General features: G+C 66.1%; 18 protein-coding genes. 8 read left to right on the top strand and 10 right to left on the bottom strand.

Annotated features, from left to right (window positions below):
• The first annotated feature begins 336 nt into the window (after nucleotides 1–336).
• From CXR29_RS12685 to deoC, 7 genes are all read left to right on the top strand, one after another.
• Nucleotides 337–1404 (top strand): BMP family lipoprotein, encoded by a 1068-nt coding sequence (locus CXR29_RS12685; protein ID WP_241241444.1) that lies wholly within the window; start codon nucleotides 337–339, stop codon nucleotides 1402–1404.
• A 74-nt stretch (nucleotides 1405–1478) separates the two neighbouring features.
• Nucleotides 1479–3038 (top strand): ABC transporter ATP-binding protein, encoded by a 1560-nt coding sequence (locus tag CXR29_RS12680; RefSeq protein WP_127364697.1) that lies wholly within the window; start codon nucleotides 1479–1481, stop codon nucleotides 3036–3038.
• Nucleotides 3035–4267 (top strand): ABC transporter permease, encoded by a 1233-nt coding sequence (locus CXR29_RS12675; RefSeq protein WP_127364696.1) that lies wholly within the window; start codon nucleotides 3035–3037, stop codon nucleotides 4265–4267. The genes CXR29_RS12680 and CXR29_RS12675 overlap by 4 nt, the downstream gene beginning before the upstream one ends.
• A 1-nt stretch (nucleotide 4268) precedes the next feature.
• Nucleotides 4269–5552, top strand: a complete 1284-nt coding sequence (locus tag CXR29_RS12670; RefSeq protein ID WP_127364695.1) for an ABC transporter permease — start codon at nucleotides 4269–4271, stop codon at nucleotides 5550–5552.
• Nucleotides 5553–5626: 74 nt separating this feature from the next.
• Nucleotides 5627–6133: a cytidine deaminase gene (locus CXR29_RS12665; protein WP_127364694.1), complete on the top strand. Its 507-nt coding sequence runs from the start codon at nucleotides 5627–5629 to the stop codon at nucleotides 6131–6133.
• Nucleotides 6134–6243: 110 nt separating this feature from the next.
• Nucleotides 6244–7533 (top strand): thymidine phosphorylase, encoded by a 1290-nt coding sequence (locus tag CXR29_RS12660; RefSeq protein WP_127364693.1) that lies wholly within the window; start codon nucleotides 6244–6246, stop codon nucleotides 7531–7533.
• Between the two features lie 154 nt (nucleotides 7534–7687).
• Nucleotides 7688–8335: a deoxyribose-phosphate aldolase gene (gene deoC / locus CXR29_RS12655; RefSeq protein ID WP_127364692.1), complete on the top strand. Its 648-nt coding sequence runs from the start codon at nucleotides 7688–7690 to the stop codon at nucleotides 8333–8335.
• A gap of 68 nt (nucleotides 8336–8403) precedes the next feature.
• Here the strand turns inward: deoC and CXR29_RS12650 are convergent, their stop codons facing one another.
• Together CXR29_RS12650 and CXR29_RS12645 are read right to left on the bottom strand one after the other, a co-directional pair.
• Complete coding sequence (locus tag CXR29_RS12650; protein ID WP_127364691.1) at nucleotides 8404–10218, bottom strand: phospho-sugar mutase; 1815 nt, start codon at nucleotides 10216–10218, stop codon at nucleotides 8404–8406.
• A 59-nt stretch (nucleotides 10219–10277) separates the two neighbouring features.
• Complete coding sequence (locus CXR29_RS12645; RefSeq protein WP_127364690.1) at nucleotides 10278–11087, bottom strand: purine-nucleoside phosphorylase; 810 nt, start codon at nucleotides 11085–11087, stop codon at nucleotides 10278–10280.
• Between the two features lie 44 nt (nucleotides 11088–11131).
• Here CXR29_RS12645 and CXR29_RS12640 point away from each other — a divergent pair, with 44 nt between their 5' ends.
• Nucleotides 11132–12160, top strand: a complete 1029-nt coding sequence (locus CXR29_RS12640; protein WP_127364689.1) for a GNAT family N-acetyltransferase — start codon at nucleotides 11132–11134, stop codon at nucleotides 12158–12160.
• Here CXR29_RS12640 and CXR29_RS12635 read toward each other — a convergent pair.
• The 8 genes from CXR29_RS12635 to CXR29_RS12600 all read right to left on the bottom strand — a co-directional run bounded on the left by CXR29_RS12635 (nucleotide 12134) and on the right by CXR29_RS12600 (nucleotide 20875).
• Nucleotides 12134–15832, bottom strand: coding sequence for an FtsK/SpoIIIE domain-containing protein (locus CXR29_RS12635; RefSeq protein WP_127364688.1), 3699 nt, complete (start codon nucleotides 15830–15832; stop codon nucleotides 12134–12136). The two genes, CXR29_RS12640 and CXR29_RS12635, sit on opposite strands and share 27 nt — an antisense overlap.
• A 146-nt stretch (nucleotides 15833–15978) precedes the next feature.
• Nucleotides 15979–16464, bottom strand: coding sequence for a pilus assembly protein TadG-related protein (locus CXR29_RS12630; RefSeq protein ID WP_101554084.1), 486 nt, complete (start codon nucleotides 16462–16464; stop codon nucleotides 15979–15981).
• Between the two features lies 1 nt (nucleotide 16465).
• On the bottom strand, nucleotides 16466–16915 hold the full coding sequence (locus CXR29_RS12625) for a hypothetical protein (RefSeq protein WP_101554083.1): 450 nt from the start codon (nucleotides 16913–16915) through the stop codon (nucleotides 16466–16468).
• Nucleotides 16908–17357 (bottom strand): TadE/TadG family type IV pilus assembly protein, encoded by a 450-nt coding sequence (locus tag CXR29_RS12620; RefSeq protein WP_241241443.1) that lies wholly within the window; start codon nucleotides 17355–17357, stop codon nucleotides 16908–16910. Before CXR29_RS12620 ends, CXR29_RS12625 begins: the two co-directional genes overlap by 8 nt.
• A gap of 7 nt (nucleotides 17358–17364) precedes the next feature.
• Nucleotides 17365–17643, bottom strand: coding sequence for a hypothetical protein (locus CXR29_RS12615; RefSeq protein WP_164742729.1), 279 nt, complete (start codon nucleotides 17641–17643; stop codon nucleotides 17365–17367).
• A 102-nt stretch (nucleotides 17644–17745) separates the two neighbouring features.
• Nucleotides 17746–18684 (bottom strand): type II secretion system F family protein, encoded by a 939-nt coding sequence (locus CXR29_RS12610; RefSeq protein ID WP_101594163.1) that lies wholly within the window; start codon nucleotides 18682–18684, stop codon nucleotides 17746–17748.
• Nucleotides 18681–19655 (bottom strand): type II secretion system F family protein, encoded by a 975-nt coding sequence (locus CXR29_RS12605; RefSeq protein ID WP_101554080.1) that lies wholly within the window; start codon nucleotides 19653–19655, stop codon nucleotides 18681–18683. Before CXR29_RS12605 ends, CXR29_RS12610 begins: the two co-directional genes overlap by 4 nt.
• Nucleotides 19652–20875 carry a TadA family conjugal transfer-associated ATPase gene (locus tag CXR29_RS12600; RefSeq protein ID WP_101554079.1) on the bottom strand — a complete coding sequence of 408 codons (1224 nt, stop codon included), beginning with the start codon at nucleotides 20873–20875 and terminating at the stop codon, nucleotides 19652–19654. The genes CXR29_RS12605 and CXR29_RS12600 overlap by 4 nt, the downstream gene beginning before the upstream one ends.
• Between the last annotated feature and the right edge of the window lie 452 nt (nucleotides 20876–21327).

The following is a 21327-nucleotide window of genomic DNA, read 5'->3' as shown; positions in this document are numbered from 1 at the left end:
GACCGGGTCCCGGCCACTGCTGGGGCTCTGCTCTGTGCCCCAGCGGAGTGTCTGCTCTGTGTCGGCAGGCGGTCTCCGCGCCACGGTCGACTGTCTCAAAGATGGAGGTCTGTGCGTTCGCATTGCGGACCGCGAACGGCCGTGCGTGACGGAATATTTCTTTTTCATATCGGTGTCCGTGATTGAGGTGCTAGCGGAGCCGCCGAAACGACTTCGGTGCATTAGACTGACCGAAACTCATCAAAATATGACAGTTCGTCCAGTGGTTTCACATCTTCGGTAGGGGCAGACAGCGCCCTCATCCGTGTGCACTGTCTGTATCAGAAAAGAGAAAACGTGAAGAAGCTCGCTTCAGCGGTGTCGATGATCGCCGCATCCGCCCTCGTCCTCTCGGCCTGCGGTTCAGGCGAAGGAGGCGAATCCGGTTCGGATTACCTCGCCTGCATGGTCTCCGACTCCGGCGGTTGGGACGACCAGTCCTTCAACCAGTCCGGGCGGGAGGGCATGGAGAACGCGAAGAAGAACCTGGGAATCGAAGAGAAGCTCGCCGAATCGCAGGGCGACGCGGACTTCGGGCCGAACGTCGACAACATGGTGCAGCAGGGCTGCAACCTCACCTTCGGCGTCGGATTCCTCCTCGAGGACACGATCCAGGAAGCCGCCGAAGCGAACCCGGACCTCAACTTCGCGCTCATCGACTCCACATTCTCCGACGCCGACGGCAAGCCGGTGACGATCGACAACGCCAAGGCAGTCGTCTTCAACACCGCCGAGGCCGCGTATCTGGCCGGCTATGTTGCGGCCGCGACCTCGGAGTCGGGCAAGGTCGGCACCTTCGGCGGCATCCAGATTCCGTCGGTGACGATCTTCATGGACGGCTTCGCTGACGGCGTGGACAAGTTCAACGAGGACAACAACAAGGACGTCAAGCTGCTGGGCTGGAACAAGGAGAAGCAGGACGGATCGTTCTCCGGTGACTTCGAGAACCAGGGACAGGGCCAGGAGTTGACCAAGCAGCTCATCTCGCAGGGCGCGGACGTCATCATGCCCGTGGCCGGACCCGTCGGCCTCGGTGCCGCAGCGGCGGCGAAGGAAGCCGGCGACGTCAACCTCGTGTGGGTCGACTCCGACGGCTACGAGTCGACCGAATACGGCGACATCATCCTCACCTCGGTGGTCAAGCAGATCTCGCAGGCCGTCGAAGACACCATCAAGGAAGGCACCGAGGACAACTTCACCAATGAGCCCTACGTCGGCACGCTCGAGAACGAAGGTGTGGGCATCGCTCCGTACCACGACTTCGAGGACAAGGTTCCCGAAGACGTGAAGAAGGACGTCGAAGAGCTGAAGAAGCAGATCATCGACGGCAGCCTCGTCGTCGAGTCGGAGAGCACACCGAAGTAAGCTCGTCGGATAAACTGCAGGGCCGAATTCTTTCGGCCCTGCAGTTTTCAAGTTTGTGAGGAGAACCGGAAGCAGTGAAACTCGAGCTTCGCGGGATGACCAAGGTGTTCGGATCGTTCGTGGCCAACGACCACATCGATCTCACCATCCAGCCGGGCGAGATCCACGCCCTGCTGGGTGAGAACGGCGCCGGCAAATCCACCATGATGAACGTCCTCTACGGACTCTACGACGCCGATGGAGGAGAGATCCTCATCGACGACGAGCCGGTGAAGTTCTCCGGCCCGGGCGATGCCGTGGCCGCGGGAATCGGCATGGTCCACCAGCACTTCATGCTCGTGCCCGTGTTCACCGTGGCCGAATCCGTGGCGCTGGGCTACGAACCGACGAAGAGCCTCGGACTCCTCGACATCAACGAGGCGCGCAAGAAGGTCAAAGAGATCTCGTCGCGCTTCAACTTCAATATCGACCCCGACGCCCTCATCGAGGACCTGCCGGTCGGCGCCCAGCAGCGCGTGGAGATCATCAAGGCTCTGTCCCGGGACGCCGAGATCCTCATCCTCGACGAGCCCACGGCCGTGCTGACTCCGCAGGAGACCGACGAACTCATCTCGATCATGCGCCAGCTCAAAGAGCAGGGCACCTCGATCGTGTTCATCACCCACAAACTCCGCGAAGTCCGCGCGATCGCCGACGCCATCACCGTCATCCGCCGCGGCAAGATCGTCGGCGAGGCCTCCCCGGACTCGACCGAGACCGAACTGGCCAGCCAGATGGTCGGCCGCGCCGTGTCGCTGACGACCGAGAAGGACGCCGCCGATCCGGGTGACGCCACCTTCCAGGTCCGCGGACTCACGGTCGTCGACAAGGCCGAGAACGTCGTCGTCGACGACGTGTCCTTCGACGTCCGTCGCGGCGAGATCCTCGCCGTCGCCGGTGTCCAGGGCAACGGGCAGACCGAACTGGCCGAGACGATCATCGGTCTGACCGAACCGCGGTTGGGCACGATCACCCTCGATGGGAAGATGCTCGTCGGGGATTCGGTCAAGGACCGCCTCGGTGCCGGTATCGGATTCGTTCCCGAAGATCGGTCGACCGACGGCATCATCGCGGAGTTTGCGATCCGCGAGAACATGATCCTCGACGTCTACGATCGTGAGCCCTATGCCAAGGGCCTGAATATGCGGTCGAAGGTCATCAACGAAGAGGCGAAGAAGAAGGTCGAGGAGTTCGACATCCGCCTTGGCAGCGTCTCCGATCCGATCTCGACCCTCTCCGGCGGAAACCAGCAGAAGGTGGTGCTCTCCCGTGAGCTCGGCCGCGATCTGCGACTGTTCATCGCCAGCCAGCCCACCCGCGGACTCGACGTCGGATCGATCGAATTCGTGCACAAGCGCGTCATCGCCGAACGCGATTCCGGCACCCCCTGCATCATCGTCTCGACCGAGCTCGACGAGGTCTACGGCCTCGCCGACCGCATCGCCGTGATGTACGCCGGACGCATCGTCGGCATCGTGGGACCCGAGACCTCCCGCGAGGCACTGGGCCTGATGATGGCCGGCGTTCCCGCCGACGAAGCCCTCGAAGCAACGGACGACGACTCAGCCACCACCTCGGCGGAGGAGACCAAATGACGACTGATATCGCGCCGACGGCTCCTTCGCCGGCACCGCCGCCGAAGTCCGAGGCCGCAGACGGCAGGGAACAGACCCTGCTGCAGCAGATCCTGTCGGGATCCTGGCTCGTCTCGCTGCTGGCGATCGTGCTCGCCCTCCTGTTCGGCGGCGTCCTCATCGCCGTGTCGAACGCTGAGGTCGTCGCGGCGGCCGAGAACTTCTTCGCCGCGCCCGGCGAGTTCTTCGCCACGCTCTTCCAGACCGTCGGCAACGCCTATTCGGCGCTGTTCCGCGGGGCTGTCTTCGACTGGGAAGCACGCACCACCGAACGCGCCATCCGGCCCTTGACCGAGTCGATGGTCTCGGGCACCCCGCTCATCCTCACCGGTCTCGGCATCGCCCTGGCCTTCCGCTGCGGTCTGTTCAACATCGGCGGTCAGGGCCAGGTCATCCTCGGCGCGACCATCGCCGGATTCCTCGGCTATGCGCTGCCGCTGCCTCCCGTCGTCCACATGCTCGTCGCCGTCGTCGGCGGCATCATCGGCGGTGCGATCTGGGCCGGCATCGCCGGCGTGCTCAAGGCGCGCACCGGCGCCAACGAGGTCATCGTGACGATCATGCTCAACTCGATCGCCGGCTATGCACTGGGCTACCTGCTCAAGCAGAACTGGTTCACTCACACGAGCTCGGCCAACCCGCAGTCACGTGTCATCGATGACTCCGCGCAGATGTTCCTGCTGCTGCCTGCGCCATTCCGCCTCCACTTCGGCTTCATCATCGCCATCCTCGCCACGATCTTCGTGTGGTGGCTGCTCGAGCGGTCGACGATCGGCTTCGAGTTCAAGGCCGTCGGTGCGAACCCGCACGCGGCCCGGACCGCCGGCATCTCCGTGTCCAAGGTGACTGTGACGGTCATGATCGTCGCCGGCGCCCTGGCCGGACTCGGCGGCGCCGCCCAGGTGCTCGGCACCGAATACAAACTCACCGGCGGCATCAGCGGGTCGATCGGCTTCGACGCGATCACCGTCGCCCTGCTGGGACGGTCGAAACCGCTGGGGACGTTCCTCGCCGGTCTGCTCTTCGGTGCGTTCAAGGCCGGCGGCTACCTCATGCAGTCCCAGACCGGTACGCCGATCGACATCGTCCTCGTCGTCCAGTCAGTCATCGTGCTGCTCATCGCGGCCCCGCCGCTGGTGAGGTCGATCTTCCGGTTGCCCACACCGGTGCTCAAGCGGAAGGAGGACTGAGATGACCGCTCAGACCATGGATAAGACACCTTCGACCCAGGTCAAGGCGCTTGCGCCGATCGCCTGGAAGTTCCCGATCGTCTATACGATCCTGGCGCTGGTCTCGCTCATCTTCTTCGGCCTCATCGGCCGTGACGGACAGACGACCTTCCGCGTGGCCACCGGCGGAGACTTCTTCGCCATCCCCGACTTCGCCATGTCTTCGACTGCGGCGGGGCTGACGCTGGGCATCCTGCTCGTCATCATGGCCTCCGTGTCGATCTATGTGGCGATCAAGCGCATCGACACGGGCTCCTGGTTCCCGATGCTCTTCGGCGTCATCTTCGTCCTGTCCTTCCTCGCCTGGGCAGGCGGCGGATCCGGTGGCGTGATCCCGCTGACCACGCTGCTCGCCGGTGCCCTGGCACTGTCCGTGCCGCTGATCTTCGGCGCCATGTGCGGACTCGTGGGAGAACGGTCGGGCATCATCAACATCGCCATCGAAGGCCAGCTGCTGGCAGGCGCCTTCCTCGCCGCGGTCGTCGCCTCGGTGGTGAAGAACCCGTACGCGGGTCTGCTCGCCGCCCCCATCGCCGGGGCGCTCGTCGCCGTGGTGCTCACCTTCTTCGCGGTGAAGTACTGGGTCAACCAGATCATCATCGGCGTCGTCCTCAACGTCCTCGTCGTCGGCATCACGAGCTTCCTGTACTCGACGGTGCTCACCCAGGATCCGGGACTGTGGAACTCCCGGCAGAAGCTGCCGAATCTGCCGATCCCGCTGCTGTCGGACATTCCGGTGCTCGGACGGGTGCTGTTCGACCAGAACATCCTCGTCTACATCATGTACGTCGTCGTCATCGCCCTGCAGATCTTCGTCTTCCGCTCGAAGTGGGGACTGCGGATGCGCGCCGTCGGCGAGCACCCGAAGGCCGCGGACACCGTCGGCATCAAGGTCAACTTCACCCGCGTGCGCAACACTCTGCTCGCCGGTGCCATCGCCGGTCTCGGCGGTGCCTTCTTCACCGTCGGCTCCGGACTGGCATTCGGCAAGGAGATGTCGGCCGGGCAGGGCTATATCGCCCTGGCCGCGATGATCCTGGGCAAATGGAACCCGAAGGGTGCGCTGCTGGCGGCCCTGCTGTTCGGCTTCTCCAAGAGCCTCGGCAACACTCTGCAGTCCATCGGCACCCCGGTGGCCAACGAGCTGCTGCTCATGCTGCCCTACATCGTCACCGTCTTCGCCGTCGCCGGCTTCGTCGGCAGGGTCCGCCCGCCCGCCGCGGAAGGTGTGCCCTACGTGAAGTGATCCCCGCCTCGGCGACGGATCTGCATTTCCCCTCGATCATCCCACAGTCACCACCCGAAGGAAGAGATATCCCCATGACTGCCCCCGAACCCCGCGCATCCGCACCCGAGTCGACCGACCCGGTCTGGAGCGAGGAACCCACCCCGGTGAGCCCCGAAGACCTCAGCGAAGGCACTTGGGAGCTGCTGCGAGCCGAGGCGACACGGGCGATGGCGAGCGCCTATGTGCCGTACTCGGACTACCCTGTCGGAGCCGCCGGACTCGTCGACGACGGTCGCATCGTCGGCGGCTGCAATATCGAGAACGCTTCGTTCGGGGTGACCCTGTGCGCGGAATGCTCATTGGTGTCCGAGCTGTTCATGACAGGCGGGGGCCGCCTCGTCGCCTTCGACTGCGTGGACGCGCAGGGCAACACCCTTGTCCCCTGCGGGCGATGCCGACAGCTGCTGTTCGAACACGGCGGCAACGACCTCGTCATCAACATGCCCAGCGGACGTGAGCCGATGTCCGTGGTCCTGCCGGAAGCCTTCGGACCCGACCATCTGGCCGCCGCACGCCGCGACCATGAGGCCAAGCACTGACCGATCGTCCCCCGCGCCGAGGCGGTCGTGGCCGGAACGAGACGGCAGGGCCTTGAGAGCGACGACTGAGCCGACAACGAAGATTTCGACGACAACGAAGGATTGAGACCGTGAGCGTAGAAGCATTCGACACCGTCGACGTCATCGCCGCCAAACGCGATGGCCGGGCCCTGAGCAAGCAGCAGATCGACTGGGTCATCGACGCCTACACCCGCGGCGCCGTCGCAGAAGAGCAGATGGCGGCCCTGGCCATGGCGATCTTCATCAACGACATGGCACCGGTTGAGGTCGCGCATTGGACGCAGGCGATGATCGACTCCGGTGAGCGCATGGACTTCTCGTCCCTGTCCCGGCCCACCTCGGACAAGCATTCGACCGGGGGAGTCGGCGACAAGATCACCCTGCCCCTGGCACCGCTCGTCGCCGTCTTCGACGTGGCCGTCCCGCAGCTCTCCGGCCGCGGTCTCGGCCACACCGGCGGCACCTTGGACAAACTCGAATCGATTCCCGGGTGGCAGGCGGGACTGAGCAATGAGGCGATCGTCGACCAGCTCGAGGATGTCGGCGCCGTCATCTGCGCCGCCGGATCCGGATTGGCGCCGGCCGATAAGAAGCTCTACGCACTGCGCGACATCACATCGACGGTCGACTGCATTCCGCTCATCGCCTCGTCGATCATGTCGAAGAAGATCGCCGAGGGCACCTCCGGGCTCGTCCTCGACGTCAAGGTCGGCTCCGGAGCGTTCATGAAGGACCTGACGAAGGCCCGCACGCTCGCCGAGACGATGGTCGAGCTCGGCAAGGCCGCCGGGGTGAAGACCTCGGCGCTGCTGACCGATATGTCCACGCCCTTGGGGCTGACCGTCGGCAATGCTCTTGAGGTCCGCGAATCCGTCGAGGTCCTGGCCGGCGGCGGACCCACCGACGTCGTCGACCTCACCGTCGCCCTGGCCGAGGAGATGCTGCGCCTGGCGGGCAAGACCGATGTCGACGTCCGCGCCGCCTTGGCCGACGGGCGCGCCATGGACAAGTGGAAGCAGATGATCCGCGCCCAACACGGCGACCCGGATGCCTCTCTGCCGGTGGCCGAGCACACCGAAGTCGTCACTGCGACCGATTCCGGGGTGCTTACGAAGCTCGATGCGCTGTCGGTGGGAGTCGCCTCGTGGAGGCTGGGCGCCGGACGAACACGGAAGGAAGATCCGGTCCAGGACGTCGCGGGAATCGAACTCCACGCCAAACCCGGGGACACCGTCACGGCAGGTCAGCCGCTCATGACACTGCACACGGCGACCCCGGAACGCTTCGAACGCGCCATCGAAGCGCTGGAGTCCGCGGTCGAGATCGGCGGGGATGCCGCCTCGGTGCCGGAATCGATCATCTTCGACACGATCACCTGAGCCGAATCGCACACTCTCAGCACTGCCGCGCGGCCGCTGGCCTCGCTACGCTGGACCTGACGACACTTCGCGCGTCATCGGCACGCGCAGCCATGCACGACCACGCAACCTTGCTTGTCCACGCAACCTTGCTCGACCACTTCTGGAGGACCGAATGACCAGCCGCACCGATGTCGCGAACATCATCGACCACACCCTGCTCAGGCCCGAAGCGACCCCCGCCGACGTCGACGCCCTCGTGGCGGAGGCGAAGGAGCTGGGCGTGCTCGCGATCTGCGTGTCACCGTCCATGCTGCCGGTCACCGATCCGGGTGAGCTCGTCGTGGCGACCGTCGTCGGATTCCCCTCCGGCCAGGTGAAGCCGGAGATCAAGGCCGCCGAGGCCGCTCAGGCGGTCGCCGACGGCGCCGCCGAGGTGGACATGGTCATCAATATCGGACAGGCCGTCGCCGGGGACTTCGACGGACTCGAGGCCGATATCCGCGGCGTCGTCCAGGCCAGCGGGGACGCCCTCGTCAAGGTCATCATCGAGTCGGCGGCGCTGGGTGACGAGCAGATCGTCGAGGCCTGCCGCCGCTCGGAGTCCGCCGGAGCCGGATTCGTCAAGACGTCGACCGGTTTCCACCCGGCCGGAGGCGCCAGCGCTCACGCTGTGTCACTGATGCGCGAGACCGTGGGCGACCGCCTCGGCGTTAAGGCCTCCGGCGGAATCCGCACTGCCGAGGCAGCCGAAGAGATGATCGCCGCCGGCGCGTCCCGCCTGGGCCTCTCCGGCAGCCGCACCATCCTCAACTCCCTCTAATTACTACCTGACGGCGGCCCAGCAACCTCGCGCGAGGTTGCTGGGCCGCCGTCACGTGGTAATTGGGGTCAGAGGCCGAAGAAGGTTTTGAGTTCGGTGCTCAGCGAGGTCAAGCGTTCCTTGAGGGCCGGTTTGAGGGAGGCACTCGCCGAGGCGGCCGGCAGACGCACTCCTGCGCTGGCGGCCGCACGGGCATCGGCATCGGTCGCAGCCTGGAGCTCGGAGGGCTCGGCGACGACTTCGAGATAGCACTTGAGCTTCGGTTCGGTGCCCGAGGGACGCACGATGACCCGCGAGTTCGACTCCGAGAGCAGCAGGATTCCGTCGGTCGGCGGCAGACCCTCGTACCCGGCGGAGAGGTCGTGGACCTCGGCGACGGGGGAGCCGGCCAGCGTGGCCGGAGGATTCTCGCGCAGCTTCGCCATCGACGTGGCGATGAGGGAGACATCGTCGAGGCGGAAGCTCAAGGGAGCGGTGGCGAAGTAGCCGTCGCGGGTGCGGATCCGGTCGAGTTCGGCCTCGATGCTGCTGCCCGCTGCCTTGAGACGCGATGCCAGGGCCGCGAAGGTCACCGCCGCGGAAATTCCGTCTTTGTCGCGTACGATCAATGGATCGACGCAGTAGCCGAGCGCCTCTTCGTAGCCGAAGGCAAGCCAGAGACTGGCACGAGAGATCCACTTGAATCCGGTGAGCGTGTTCACTGAGGCGAAACCGTGGCTCTTGACCGCGGCCGCGAGAGCCCGTGAAGACACGATCGAATTCGCGAAGACCGTGCCGACCGCTCGGTTCTCTTCGAAACGGCCAGCAAGGTCCTCGCCGAGGAGGAGCCCCACCTCGTCGCCGGACAGCTGCCGGTACCCGGCCGCTGCCGACTCATCTGGGATGGCCGCGGAGAACCGGTCGGCATCCGGGTCGTTGGCGATGATGAGTTCGGCACCGACCTCACGGGCCAACTCGTAGGACTCATCGAGGGCCCCGGCCTCTTCGGGATTCGGAAACGACACTGTGGGGAAGTCCGGATCCGGTGCCTGCTGCGAGACCACCGGGTGAAGGTTCGTGAACCCGGTGCGGGTCAGGGCCGCCTCGGCGACACCGGCACCGACACCGTGCAGGGACGTGAGCACGATCGACAGGTCCCCGCTCGCCCGCACCCCCAATTCGTCGATGCGCGACAGATACTGCTCGACGATCGACTCGTCGAGGTGCTCCCACCCGGACTCGGCCCTCGGCACAGACGCCACGGACTCGATTCCGGCGATCTTCTCCGCGATGAGCCCGTCGGCGGGACTGACGATCTGGGCCCCGGCACCGGCAAGGGCAGCGACGGGGTCTGACTCGATCGCCTGCAGCGGACGCTGCCCCAGGTAGACCTTGTATCCGTTGTCAGCTGGTGGGTTGTGGCTGGCTGTGACCATGACACCTGCATCAGCCCCGCGCTTCGATAACGCATAAGCGAGCAGCGGGGTCGGCAGCTGTTCGGGCAGCTGAATCGCGACCCCACCGGCGGCGGTGATGACGGCGGCGGTATCACGAGCGAACTCCGCGGACTTGTACCGGGCATCGCAGCCGATGACGACGCGGAAACCCTCACCGACGGTTTCGGCGAGGAACGCGGCCAACCCTGCGGCAGCCCGGATGACGACGGCCCGGTTCATCCGGTTCGGGCCGGCGGCGATCTCGCCGCGCAGGCCGGCGGTGCCGAAGACGAGGGGACCGGAGAATCGGTCCTCGAGGTCGGCGATCGCCGCCTCGTCGCCGTCCTCCGCGGAGGCGAGGATGTGTTCCAGGGTGGTGGCCGTCTGCGGATCGGGGTCATCGGCGATCCAGGCGCGGACCACCTCGGCGTCGAATCCATGTCTGAAGCGATCGGCTACGCGGGTCATATGAGTCCTTTGCGTGTTCGCGGTGGCGGGTTGGGGAGTGCGGAGTCGGGCGGGCCGTCTCAGAGCTTCGCGACGATGTCGGCGAGCAGGCGAGAGATGCGCGGGGCGGCCGCGGCTCCGGCTTCGATGACTTCGGCATGGGAGAGCGGGGTCTCCTGAATTCCGGCGGCGAGGTTCGTCACCAGGGAGATGCCCATGAGTTCGAGCCCGGCCTGACGTGCGGCGATGGCCTCCAACGTCGTCGACATGCCCACGAGGTCGGCACCGAGGATCCCGGCCATGCGCACCTCGGCGGGGGTTTCGTAGTGGGGTCCGCGGAACTGTGCGTACACGCCTTCGTCGAGCGTCGGGTCGATCTCTTTGGCGATGGTGCGCATGCGCGGGGAGTACAGATCGGTGAGATCGACGAAGTTCGCGCCCTCGATGGGGGAGGTTCCGGTGAGGTTGATGTGATCGGAGATGAGCACCGGGGTGCCGGCTGCCCAGTTGCGGTTGAGACCGCCGCACCCGTTCGTCAGCACGAGTGAGGAGCAGCCGGCCGCAGCCGCGGTGCGCACACCGTGAGCGACTGCGCGGACTCCCTTGCCTTCGTAGTAGTGGGTGCGCGATCCGAGGACGAGGGCATGCTTGCCGCTGGCCTCGATGCGCACCGTGCGCAGGGTTGCGCCGTGGCCTTCAACGGCCGGAGCGTGGAATCCGGGGACCTCGGCCGCGGAGATCTCGGCAACGGTTTCGCCGAGGAGGTCCGCCGCCCCGCCCCAACCGGAGCCGAGGACAAGCGCGACGTCATGGGCGTCGATGCTCGCGTTCGCGTTGATGGTCGTGGCCGCGGCGTGCGCGGCGGCGGTAGGATCGCTTAAGTCAGTCATGACGCCAAGATTATCAAGTTCCCCACCGCCCAAGGAGCGAGCACATGCCGATTCGAGAGCTGACCGACGGTGACGATCTGCGCCTGAATGAGGTGTTCGCCGATGCGACCACCCCGGCCGGTCATATGGCCAGGTCCCTGTTCCGTCCGTCCTCGGATTCGCCGCTGATCCGCTCCGTCATCGCCGAGGTGGTCCCCGACGTTCCCGTCGGAGCCGCCGCGATCGCCGAATCTCCGTTTCACCCCTACCGGGCGTGGGTCAATGTGGAGGTCGCCGCTGAGGAACAGGGCCATGGTCAGGGACGTGAGCTCTTCGAGGCGGTGTGTGCCGAGACGCGGGGAACCGCGCTCGAAGGCCTCGATCTGCGCGCCCGCGTGCATGCCGGCAGCCCGGGTGAGGGCTTCGCGCAGGCACTCGGCTTCACCCCGCTGACGACGACCCGCGTGATCAAGGTGCCCGCCGGTGCTCTGCCCCCGGCAGGAGGCGGTCGGGCCGAGGACCTCGAGATCGTCGCCACCGGTTCGGTGAAGCTGACGAAGGCCTTCCTCAACTGGTACACCGCAGTCAACCGCGACGATGCCGTCGGCCCACTGACCATCGGACAGGTGAACAACGCGTTCCTCTCCGAGGCGGCCGGTGCTCACGGTGCTGCTCTGCTGAACGGCGCGGCCGGAACCACCGAGGCGGGTGGGCTGAGTGCCTTCGCCTTGTCGTATGCGAGGGAAGCCGATGAGACAGCCGGTGTTCTGCCCTCGGCCGGTGAACCAGGTGCCGGAGACGGGACCGCTGTCGTCGATCAGGTCGACGAGGAGCCGCCGACCGAGCTCATCCTCGGATCGATGTTCGAAACCGGCGATCATGCCGCCGACACGACGGGCGAGGACTTCGCCGCGGCCGTCGCCGATGCCGAACTCCTGCTGGCCCGGCTGTCGGTCGATGCCGATGTCGTCATCGAAGTCACGAGCGGAATGCCCGTGATCTCCGCTCTCGCCGACCGGCTGCTCGAAGCGGGAACCGCGACCGAGCTCTACCGTTACGAGACTCTCTCAGGACCTCCTTCCGACGTGAGCTGAATCAGGTGCGACTCCCGTTGGGCTGAAGACGCGGACGGGGCGGGCCTGATCCTCGGTGACGAACCAGCCCGTCCCAGCCAGCCCATCGAGCGGGGCCCGTCGCAGCACCCCGAGCCCGGTGAGATCCTGCCCGGTGTGTACGCCGAGCACGAGCAGCGGCCCGAGATTCTGAGCCTTGGCCAGCGGGGAACCATAGCCGGGAGTGAACCGTGTCGGCGCGGTGAGCACATGGTCGTGTCCGTCGAGCAGATCCCAGTCGAGCGGGTCCGACTCCAGATGGGCATCATCGTGGACATCGACCACGCCGAGGCTGCCCAGGTAGGTCGCGAATCCGGTCTTGCCGCTCTGCGGAGAGCCGCGAACCGTGAGCACCGAACCGTCCCGCCGGGGATCCCACATGACAGGGTCGCCGAATGCGTCGACACCGATGGGGATGCCGCCCGGCATGCTGCCGAAAGGTTCCTCGGACGCGACCGCAGGTTGGTCAAGACCCCGCCAGCGTGGAGCGAATCCCTTTCGGGACTCCGGAATGCCGGGTGGTCCGCCGAGGATGCTCGTGCCCGCCCCGGACATCGACGAATCGAATCGTGCCGCGACGTCGGGTGCGAATTGCACATCGGCACCGTCCCCGCCGGCAGCCTGTGCGCAGGGGCCGCGGATGACGGCGCGCAGATCCGGCCATCTGCCGGCGAATCGCTGGCGGCTGAGTCCGACACTCGTCCCGTCGTCCCCGGCCTCGGGAGGGAAGACGATCTGAGTGGCGAACCGCGAGCTTCTGCTCGTCATGTTCCGGCACCCGGCGAGCAGGAAAACGAGATCTGATCCGGCACCGTGCCCGAGCAGACGTTCGGCTCGTTCGGCCCAGCAGTGGTCGAGCGAGTCGACGAATTCGGCCCAATTGCTGCACACGAGCAGGCTCGGCGGCTGTCGACTCGGCCCCGAACTCGTCGGGGCATCGGCGCCTCTGCCGTCGTGCGGGGACCTGCCCGGATCCGCGCCGGCCGCGAGATGGTCGAGAACCGCCTGAATCTGCCAGCCCGTGTTCATGCCGCAGCTGATCTCGGCCCAGTCGAGGGCTGGGGCGATCCTGCCGATTGCGATGATCCGTCGGGTCGGGGCGGCCGCTCGTGTCATGGTCGCGAGCACGGATTCCACGGTGTCCGGGCTGCCGCCCGTGAGGATCGTGGAACCGTCCGCATCCGGGTCGAATGTCCACATCTCCTGCCGCTGCTGACTGGGAACATCGACGATCCCTGTGACCCCGGCGAAAGGTTCACCGCCTGCCACCTCATCCGGTTCCGGCAGCGGCGGCAGGACCACCTGCCGCTGAACCGACGGTTCCCCGGGATCGGCACTGTCCCCGGCCGCTGTGACGATGTTGTCGACGTCGACGCCGACGACGCCGCCGGCCAGGGACGGAACCGGTCCCCGACCCCAGGAGCGAATACGGGGTCGGAGGGCCGCCTCGGCGTGGGTGTCATGTCCGAACGGCACCGCCACGCGGAACCGGGTGACGCCGATCCCGGAGTCCAGGCAGGCGGCGCCGGGTTTGTCCGCGGGCAGGAACGCGCCCGCCTCGGAGCCGATGACGTCGAAGGAATCGGTCTCATCGCGCACTCGCAGGCACACGCGGACGTTGATGTTCGCCTTCATCTGCCCGGTCACGACGCCCATGGGGCGCTGAGTGGCGAGAACGAGATGAACGCCGAGGGACCTGCCCAGGGCGGTGAGGTGTTCAAGCAGGTCGGCGGCTCGCGGGTGGGTCGCCATGAGTGCATGGAACTCGTCGATGACGACGACGAGGCGTGGGGGAGGGTCAGCGAGGTCGGCGACATCGGCGCACCCGTGATCGGCCAGCAGTCGTTCCCGATGGGTGATCTCGGCGCGCACCGAGACGAGAGCGCGAAAGGCCAGACCGGAGTCGAAATCGTCGAGCACACTGTCGGTGTGCGGCAGCTTCTGTAGTGGTGAGAACGTGGCCCCGCCCTTGAAGTCGATGAGCACGAAGCGCAGTCGCCGAGGCGGCTGTGCCAAGGCCATCGACAGCAGCCATGTCTGCAGGAGCAGGGATTTCCCGCTGCCCGTGGTGCCGGCGACGAGAGCGTGGGGACCGTCGGAGAACAGATCGATGCCGGTCTCACCGTCGGTTCCGCGACCGATCGGCACCGGCCCCGCGGCGGGAGACCGCCACCGGTTCCGAATGGATTCGGGCGCATCGTCGCAGAGTTCGCCGAGCCCGTGGTCGGGCCAGGCGCGGGTGCCGGTATCGGCAGAGCGGCCACAGTTCAGGGTGACGAATCGTGCGGCCGGCATGAGCGTGGCGATGAACGTCCGTCCGGGTACCGGGCCGCCGGGGGCGGTCGAGGAGTCGGCGCGAGCCTGCGCGAGGGTGCCGACCGTCATCGAGACCGCAGAGCCGGCATGCGGGGCGGTGAGCGTGAGAACGGCGGGGTCGACCTCCTCGTCGAGGGTGACCGAGATGGGATCGTCCATGTTGGTGTCTGCGCGGGTACCGGACCGGACCGTGGTCGATGCGCAGTCGTCGGAGAACTCGGTGCCTGCCAGTTCCGGCAGCAGTGCCAGTTCGGACTCCGGCCGCCATCTGAATCGCCGGTCGGCCAGCCAGGCAAAGGCCATAGTGCGCAGGACTGTCGGTGTCCCGCTGACGGTGACCGTCGTTGTGCGCGGATCGATGCGGATCGGCATATCGGCGCAGACGACTCGACCGTCGACGTGGTCGGTTCCGTCCTGCAGCTGTTCGTCGATGGTGAGGTCGCTGAAGACCGTCCCGAAACCCAGGCACAGGCCAGGGGAAGAGAAGATCCTGTGTCGCTGCGCCGCCTCGAGCCGGCGCAGCCTGGCTCGCGCCTCGGCCAACGCTTCGTCACGGTCGAGTCGGCATTGTGCGCTGTCACGAGTGAAGCGCTTCTTCTCCACCAGGTAGGCGACCCACCCGGAGAGCGGGGCCGAGACGCTGAAGAGGAGGAACCACCACATTCCGGTGGCCACGGCCAGCACCACGCCGATGCCGACGGGGATGAGGAACGTCCACCATTGTGGGGGTCTGGCCGGCCGAGGATCGTCGATCGTCTTCGGGGCGATGTGGATGTCATCGCTGTGGTGCAGCGGCGGGGACCGGATCGGCGGAGTCGAATGGGCGGTCGAGGACGAATCACGGGCGGACGAACCATCTGCTGTGCCCGGTGCGAGCACAGTCGTTCCCAATCGCATTGTGGGCTGATCTCCTGTGGCATCGAGTCGCAGCGGCTGTGGGGTGCGGGAGATGCTGGGGTCGATGACGGTCAGGCAATCGGTGTGGGACAGTCGGGCCAGGCAGGCTCGCCGAGGGTCGAGGCTCAGAGTGAAGCCGGAGTCGGGCCCCGCCAGGACGGATACGCTCGTCCGTGCGGAGACGGCACAGGTGTCGGCAGTGCGCAGAGAGTCCGCCCCGACGACGGTGATCGGATTGAGTCGCTGCCAGTGACCCCAGCTGATCGACTCGACGCTGCGATTCTCGAGCCGGTTGCCGGTGATGAGGTCCTGATGCGTCAACTCGGGTCCGAGAGCAGACCGGAAGACGGCGACGGCCGGTTGGGCTGAATCAGCTTCGAGGCTGATGCTCGTGACGGCTCCGTTCGTCTCGAGGCGGTGGACGAGGCCCAGAGTTCTCATGCCCACAGACTCACCGCGATCGCACTGTTCGGGCAAGAGAGAGAAGACATCCTGTGGAAACGGTGCGGGCATCCACAGCCTCAAGGCGTGTGAGTGGGCCCGGAATCCACAGGTATCGGAGGCGAAGTGACGACGACGGGCCACGATCAGTCGAGGCGCAGGGCGCCCCGGGCATAAGCGGTGGCGTGGAGGTCGATGAGACCGGGCACGAACGGTGAGAGCAGCGCCGGAGAGTAGCGTGCCTCGATGCGGATGCGCACCGAATGCGCCCCATCCGCATCGGCACTCAACCGCAGATCGCCCATGTCCTTCGGAGTCGGCACCGCGTCGAGGTACCGTCCGGCGGCGCGTTCGGCCGCCGGAGGTGAGAACACGAGCCCGGGATCGTCACCGGGAGCCGGTTCGAACGAGTCGGAGGCAGCCAGCGCCGCAGAGTCGGCCAGCCCCTGCAGCTCACGGCGGGCCATGTGCAGATCGGTCAGGGCTGCGATGAGGAAGGCCAGCAGCAAGGCGATGACGACGAAGCCGATGGCCAGCGGCGTGATGGACCCGGCATCCGAATCATGATCCGACTCTTGACCGCGCGTCGAATCCTCGCGTCGTTCCGATCTGTGCTCTCCCGTGGTCGACATATCACTGGCCGCCTGCGGCGACGACGTCGGTATGGTTCGCGCGCAACGTGATGTGCGGCGAACGGTCGGGGCCGAAGAGGAGCGGGAACCCGGGCAGAGACACCTTCGTTTCGACCCTTGCGGTCACGAGGGACCCGGCCTGTCCACAGGGCCCGGCGCACGAGTAGGTGATGGAAGTCGGCGCATCCCGCAGCCCGAAGTCCGCGAAATGCATCTTCGCGACCGCGTGGGCTCGAGCCTCCGAAGGGTTCGCGTCGCGGGCGGCGATGCGTGAGGCCGACATCGCCGCCGAGGTGGTCGCATAGCTGGCCGCCTGCAGCTGAGACAGGGTGAGCATGAGGTAGATGACCGGGATGAGCAGGACGATGGAGGCGAAGACGAACTCGATGACCGCTGTTCCCTCGTCTGCGTCGTCGGCCGCGACTCCCTGAGCAACCTCGGGCTCAGTCACGGTCGATGTCCTCGACGATGGATCGACCGCGCAGGTCCCAGACCTCGGGCGGTCCCCACAGGCCGAGGACCGGCAGCGGGGTCGTCACCTGCACCTCGACGATCTCGACGGCACCGCGCTGCGACGTCGAGACGGTGACCTTCTGGGCATAGCGCTCGCCCACGGACACACGGATGAGGTCGCGGGTGAGCTTCTGTCCGTCGCGGGGAGTCTGATCGGCCAGGCTCGCCTGCCTCGCTCCGGCGATGGCGGAGTCGATGACCGTGTTGCGGACATGGATGACGAGACCGATCTGCAGGGCTCCGGCCAGGATGAGGGCCAGCAGCGAGGCGATGAGCGCGAACTCGGCGACGGCGGATCCCGAATCGCTGCGCTCGCCTGCCGCCGTCACCGAATCAGCCCTCCTCCGGCCGCCCGGTTCCGTCTCGTCATCTGTGGTCACCGCCTGGTCACCCGGCCCCGCGGACCTTGTTCATCGCATCTTGGAACATCGAGGTGAAGGCTTCGCCGGCCAGCGCCCACAGGGCAACCACCAACCCTGCGGTCATGAGAGTGATGAGGACCCAGCCGGGAACGTCCCCGCGATCGGGTCGGTCGACATCGGTGGTGAGGTTCGCGTCGATGTCTGTCTCGGCCGCCTCGGTGATGGTGGTTCCCCCTGGTGGAGGGGGACCGGGGATGAGCCCGAGCATGAACGGGACGAGGCGGTAGGTGAACTGGCGGAACATCGTGTCTCCTTCATCGGCGAGGTCGAGGTTTCGATCCGCGTGGTCGGTGGTGCGGGACTGGCTTTGGGAGCGGGGAATGGTCGGTGGTGCGTGGCGTGGACGTTACGGACTGAGGTCGAGGACGGTCAGGGACGGGAAGACGGCGAAGATCACGGTGACGGGAAGCACGAAGACAACGACCGGAATCAGCATCCCGATCTCCTTCTTCCCGGACAGTTCGAGCAGCCGCCGTCGGGACTGTTCGCGCACGTCAGCGGCTTGGGAGCGGAGCACTTCGGCGAGCGGCGTACCGCGGGTCATCGACACTGCGAGGCCGTCGACGAATTGGACGATCTCCGGGATGGCGATACGCGTGGCCATCGCGTCGAGCGCTTCGACCAACGGCGTGCCGGTGCGGGTGTCCGCCAGAGCCGCGCGGAGTTCGTCGACGAGCTCGCCGGAGCAGGTACGGCACACGCGTTCGAGGGCCTCCACGATCCCCTCTCCTGCGGTGATGGACAGTGCGAGGAGTTCGGCGACGGTGGGGAATTCGGCGAGCACGCGGGATTCGTGGCGGGCGATGGCCTGGCTGAGTCGCCAATCGTTGAAGACGTGCCCGGCGATGCCGCCGCTGATGACGAGGACGACGGTGACGATGGGGGAGAAGCCGCGTTGTGCCGACAGCGCACCGGCCAGACCGCCGGCGACGATCATCCCGACGAGGATGCTCAGCACCTGGCTGATGCGGAACCGTTCGACCGTGGCATTGCCGCCGAGGCGGTCGATGCGCAGCCGCAGACTCGCATCCGTGGTGATGCGCGACGTCACCCACAGGGTCGAGGTGACCAGCCATGACTTCGCCAGCCCCCAGAAACCGTCGGCGCGCGGGGTCGGCGGAGCGTAGATGTCGACCAAAGACTCCTGATCCCGCAGGTAGGGTGCGATCCGTGAGGACAGCGTCGGCCTGCGCAGCGGCGGAAGGGAGAGGACGAAGACACAGAGAGCGAAGCCGTTGAAGAGTCCGAGGGCCAGGATCGACAGTGGCTCGCCGAGGAGACTCATGCTGCCCGTCCGTCCGAGGAGTCGTCGCTGTCGGCGGAGAATCCGCTGCTCAGGCCGGCGTTGTCTGCGAAACGTCGGTGGGCGGCGCTGAGCGAGGACCCCTCGATGACCCGGGGTTCGGCCGGGAGCCGGCCGATGCGCTTCATCGCCTGATATGCCAGCAGAGACACGACGAAGCCCGCCGCCAGGAGGATCAGCCCGGTTCGCGAGTTGTACGCAACTGCCGTTTCGGGTCGAGTCGACAGGAATGCGAGGACCACCCACGGCGCTGCGACGGCCAGTCGGGCGCCGTTGACCGTCCACTGCTGCCGGGCGGAGAGCTCGTTGCGGGTGCGGGCATCATCACGGACGAACTGTGCCAGGGCCCGCAGCATGGTGCCCAGGTCGCTGCCGCCGACCTGCCGGGTGACGCTGAGTGCGACGACGATGCGGTCGGCCACCGGGTCGGCGCTGACCTGTCTGAATCGTTCCAACGCCAAGGCGAATGACCCGCTGGCCCGATATTCCTCGGCGAAGACTTCGAACAGCGGCCGCAGCGGTTCGGGTCCGCGATGGGCCAGAGAGCTCAGCGCTTCGGGCAGAGACAGTCCCGCGCGGACTCCGGAATTGAGATGGTCGAGGGTTTCGGGCCACAGCTCACGCCGCATCACCTGTCTGCTGCGCGCCCGATGCTGCAATGCCCGGTGCGGCAGCCAGGAGGCGAAGAGGCCGAAGCACAGCGCGATCGCCCACGATCCTGTGAGCACCGTCGAAACGACGGTCACGATACAGAACGCCGCGACCGAGATGAGCAGCAGATGGGCCGGACGCAGCCTGGGGAATCCGGCACCGGTGAGCATGTCATCGAGTTCGCGCACCCACCGCGACTGAGTCCGCTTGCTCTGCGGTCGCTGCCACAGTGACATCCAGATGAGGAAGAGCCCTGCCCCGAGGCAGGCACCGCTGAGCAGAGCGAACTGCGAATAGCTCATGCCGCCTCCAGAATGGAGTGCAGATCGCGGCCGATGGCCGCAAATCGCTCGCCGAGGTGGCCGAACCCCTGACCGCGGATGAGCTGTCCTCGGGGCGAATGGAAGATCGTGTCGAGTTCGACGACGTCGCCTTCGACTCCGCCTGGCACCGCGCAGATCTCATCGACCCGGCGTACCCCGGACGGATCCCTGCGCAGGTGGACGACGACGTCGAGGCTGACGGCGACCGTGGGAACGACGAACGCCGAGGAGATGTTCGCTCCGGCCAGCAGCGGCAGAGTGCAGATCTTCGTGATCGCCGCCCGGGCGGAGTTCGCGTGGATGGTGCCCATCCCGGGCAGCCCCGAATTCAACGCCACGAGGAGGTCGAGGCTCTCGGCCTCTCTGACCTCGCCGACGATGATGCGCGTCGGCCGCATCCGCAGTGCCTCTTTGACGAGGGCGCGGAGGGTGACTTCGCCGGTGCCTTCCAATGAGGGCTGGCGACACTGCATGGGGACCCAGTCGCGGCTGGGCAGATTCAGTTCGAAGACCTCTTCGCAGGAGATCGTGCGTTCACGGGCCGGAATCGAGCCGGCCAAGGCGTTGAGCATCGTGGTCTTGCCCGCCTGAGTGGCCCCGGAGACAAGGATATTGGCCCCACTGGCCACGGCAGCGTCGAGGAACTCGGCGGCCCCGGCCGTCAGCGATCCATGCGCGATCAGATTGGCGAGATTGCGCGGTCGGGCGATGAACTTGCGGATATTCACGGCCGGATGGGTGCGAGTGATATCGGGCAGCACCACATGCAGACGGGACCCGTCGGGCAGGATGGCGTCGACGAACGGCTGCGACAGATCGACGCGGCGGCCCGAGGTGCGCAACATCCGCTCGATGAGGTCATCGAGTTCACCCGAACTGAGTTTCGTCGTCGTCAGCTGATGGATTCCGTCGACGGCGATGAACACCTCGCTCGGTGAGTTCACCCAGATCTCTTCGACGTGCGGATCGTCGAAATAGTCCTGCAGGGCACCGAAACCCGAGAGCTGATGATCGATATGCCGGAACGTCGCCTCTTTGTCCTCGAGCAGGGGGAGATCGGCGACGAGGCTGCGCTCGTCGTATTCGGCGATGACGGTGCGAATGAGCTCACGAGAGCGCTGAATATCGGCGCGGGGATCCACATCGAGATCTCTGATCCGTTTGTGAACCTCGCTGGTGATGACTTCGGTGGCTTCCACTCTGAACCCTTGCCTGATCATTCAATAGACAGCGTGATTTGGTGTTTAACCTATCTGTAGTCGAATGAAGAATCTAGTGAAAAACCAAATCTGTGGATAACGGAGAATCGGTTCGGCAAATGCCCGCCGTGTAGTTTCACGAATGTCACTATGGGGCTGTTCGTCTTGCGCAAGGGTGGGTTTCGATCTATATTTCCCTCACCAGTCTTCGTGTGAAGCGATGTGAGCAGCGCCGCCGGCGGGATGAATGAGATCTCCCGCCGGCGGCGCTTTTTGCCTGTGCGTTTGCGCCCTGCCGCGCCGCCGTGCAATGGCGATGGTACAGAAAATCTCATATTCTACAATTCGTAGAATTCGGCATGGTGGTCCGCGTAACGTCGAAAGCGCACGAAGAACAGCGACCTGTGAAGGCCGTTCCAACTGCGCGGTGACCACGCCGCAAAAGGAGCAGA

The organism is Brevibacterium linens, from assembly GCF_003999335.1.
Lineage (GTDB): Bacteria > Actinomycetota > Actinomycetes > Actinomycetales > Brevibacteriaceae > Brevibacterium > Brevibacterium linens.
Note: the sequence above shows the minus strand (reverse complement) of the source record. Positions and strands in the feature narration are given on the sequence as shown.

Coding starts and splice junctions, on each gene's coding strand:
- CXR29_RS12665 (WP_127364694.1), top strand. CDS start 5,627: ATGACTGCCCCCGAACCCCGCGCATCCGCACCCGAGTCGACCGACCCG.
- CXR29_RS12610 (WP_101594163.1), bottom strand. CDS start 18,684: ATGAGTCTCCTCGGCGAGCCACTGTCGATCCTGGCCCTCGGACTCTTC.
- CXR29_RS12670 (WP_127364695.1), top strand. CDS start 4,269: ATGACCGCTCAGACCATGGATAAGACACCTTCGACCCAGGTCAAGGCG.
- CXR29_RS12630 (WP_101554084.1), bottom strand. CDS start 16,464: ATGTCGACCACGGGAGAGCACAGATCGGAACGACGCGAGGATTCGACG.
- CXR29_RS12605 (WP_101554080.1), bottom strand. CDS start 19,655: ATGAGCTATTCGCAGTTCGCTCTGCTCAGCGGTGCCTGCCTCGGGGCA.
- CXR29_RS12675 (WP_127364696.1), top strand. CDS start 3,035: ATGACGACTGATATCGCGCCGACGGCTCCTTCGCCGGCACCGCCGCCG.
- CXR29_RS12615 (WP_164742729.1), bottom strand. CDS start 17,643: ATGTTCCGCCAGTTCACCTACCGCCTCGTCCCGTTCATGCTCGGGCTC.
- deoC (WP_127364692.1), top strand. CDS start 7,688: ATGACCAGCCGCACCGATGTCGCGAACATCATCGACCACACCCTGCTC.
- CXR29_RS12645 (WP_127364690.1), bottom strand. CDS start 11,087: ATGACTGACTTAAGCGATCCTACCGCCGCCGCGCACGCCGCGGCCACG.
- CXR29_RS12650 (WP_127364691.1), bottom strand. CDS start 10,218: ATGACCCGCGTAGCCGATCGCTTCAGACATGGATTCGACGCCGAGGTG.
- CXR29_RS12635 (WP_127364688.1), bottom strand. CDS start 15,832: ATGAGAACTCTGGGCCTCGTCCACCGCCTCGAGACGAACGGAGCCGTC.
- CXR29_RS12640 (WP_127364689.1), top strand. CDS start 11,132: ATGCCGATTCGAGAGCTGACCGACGGTGACGATCTGCGCCTGAATGAG.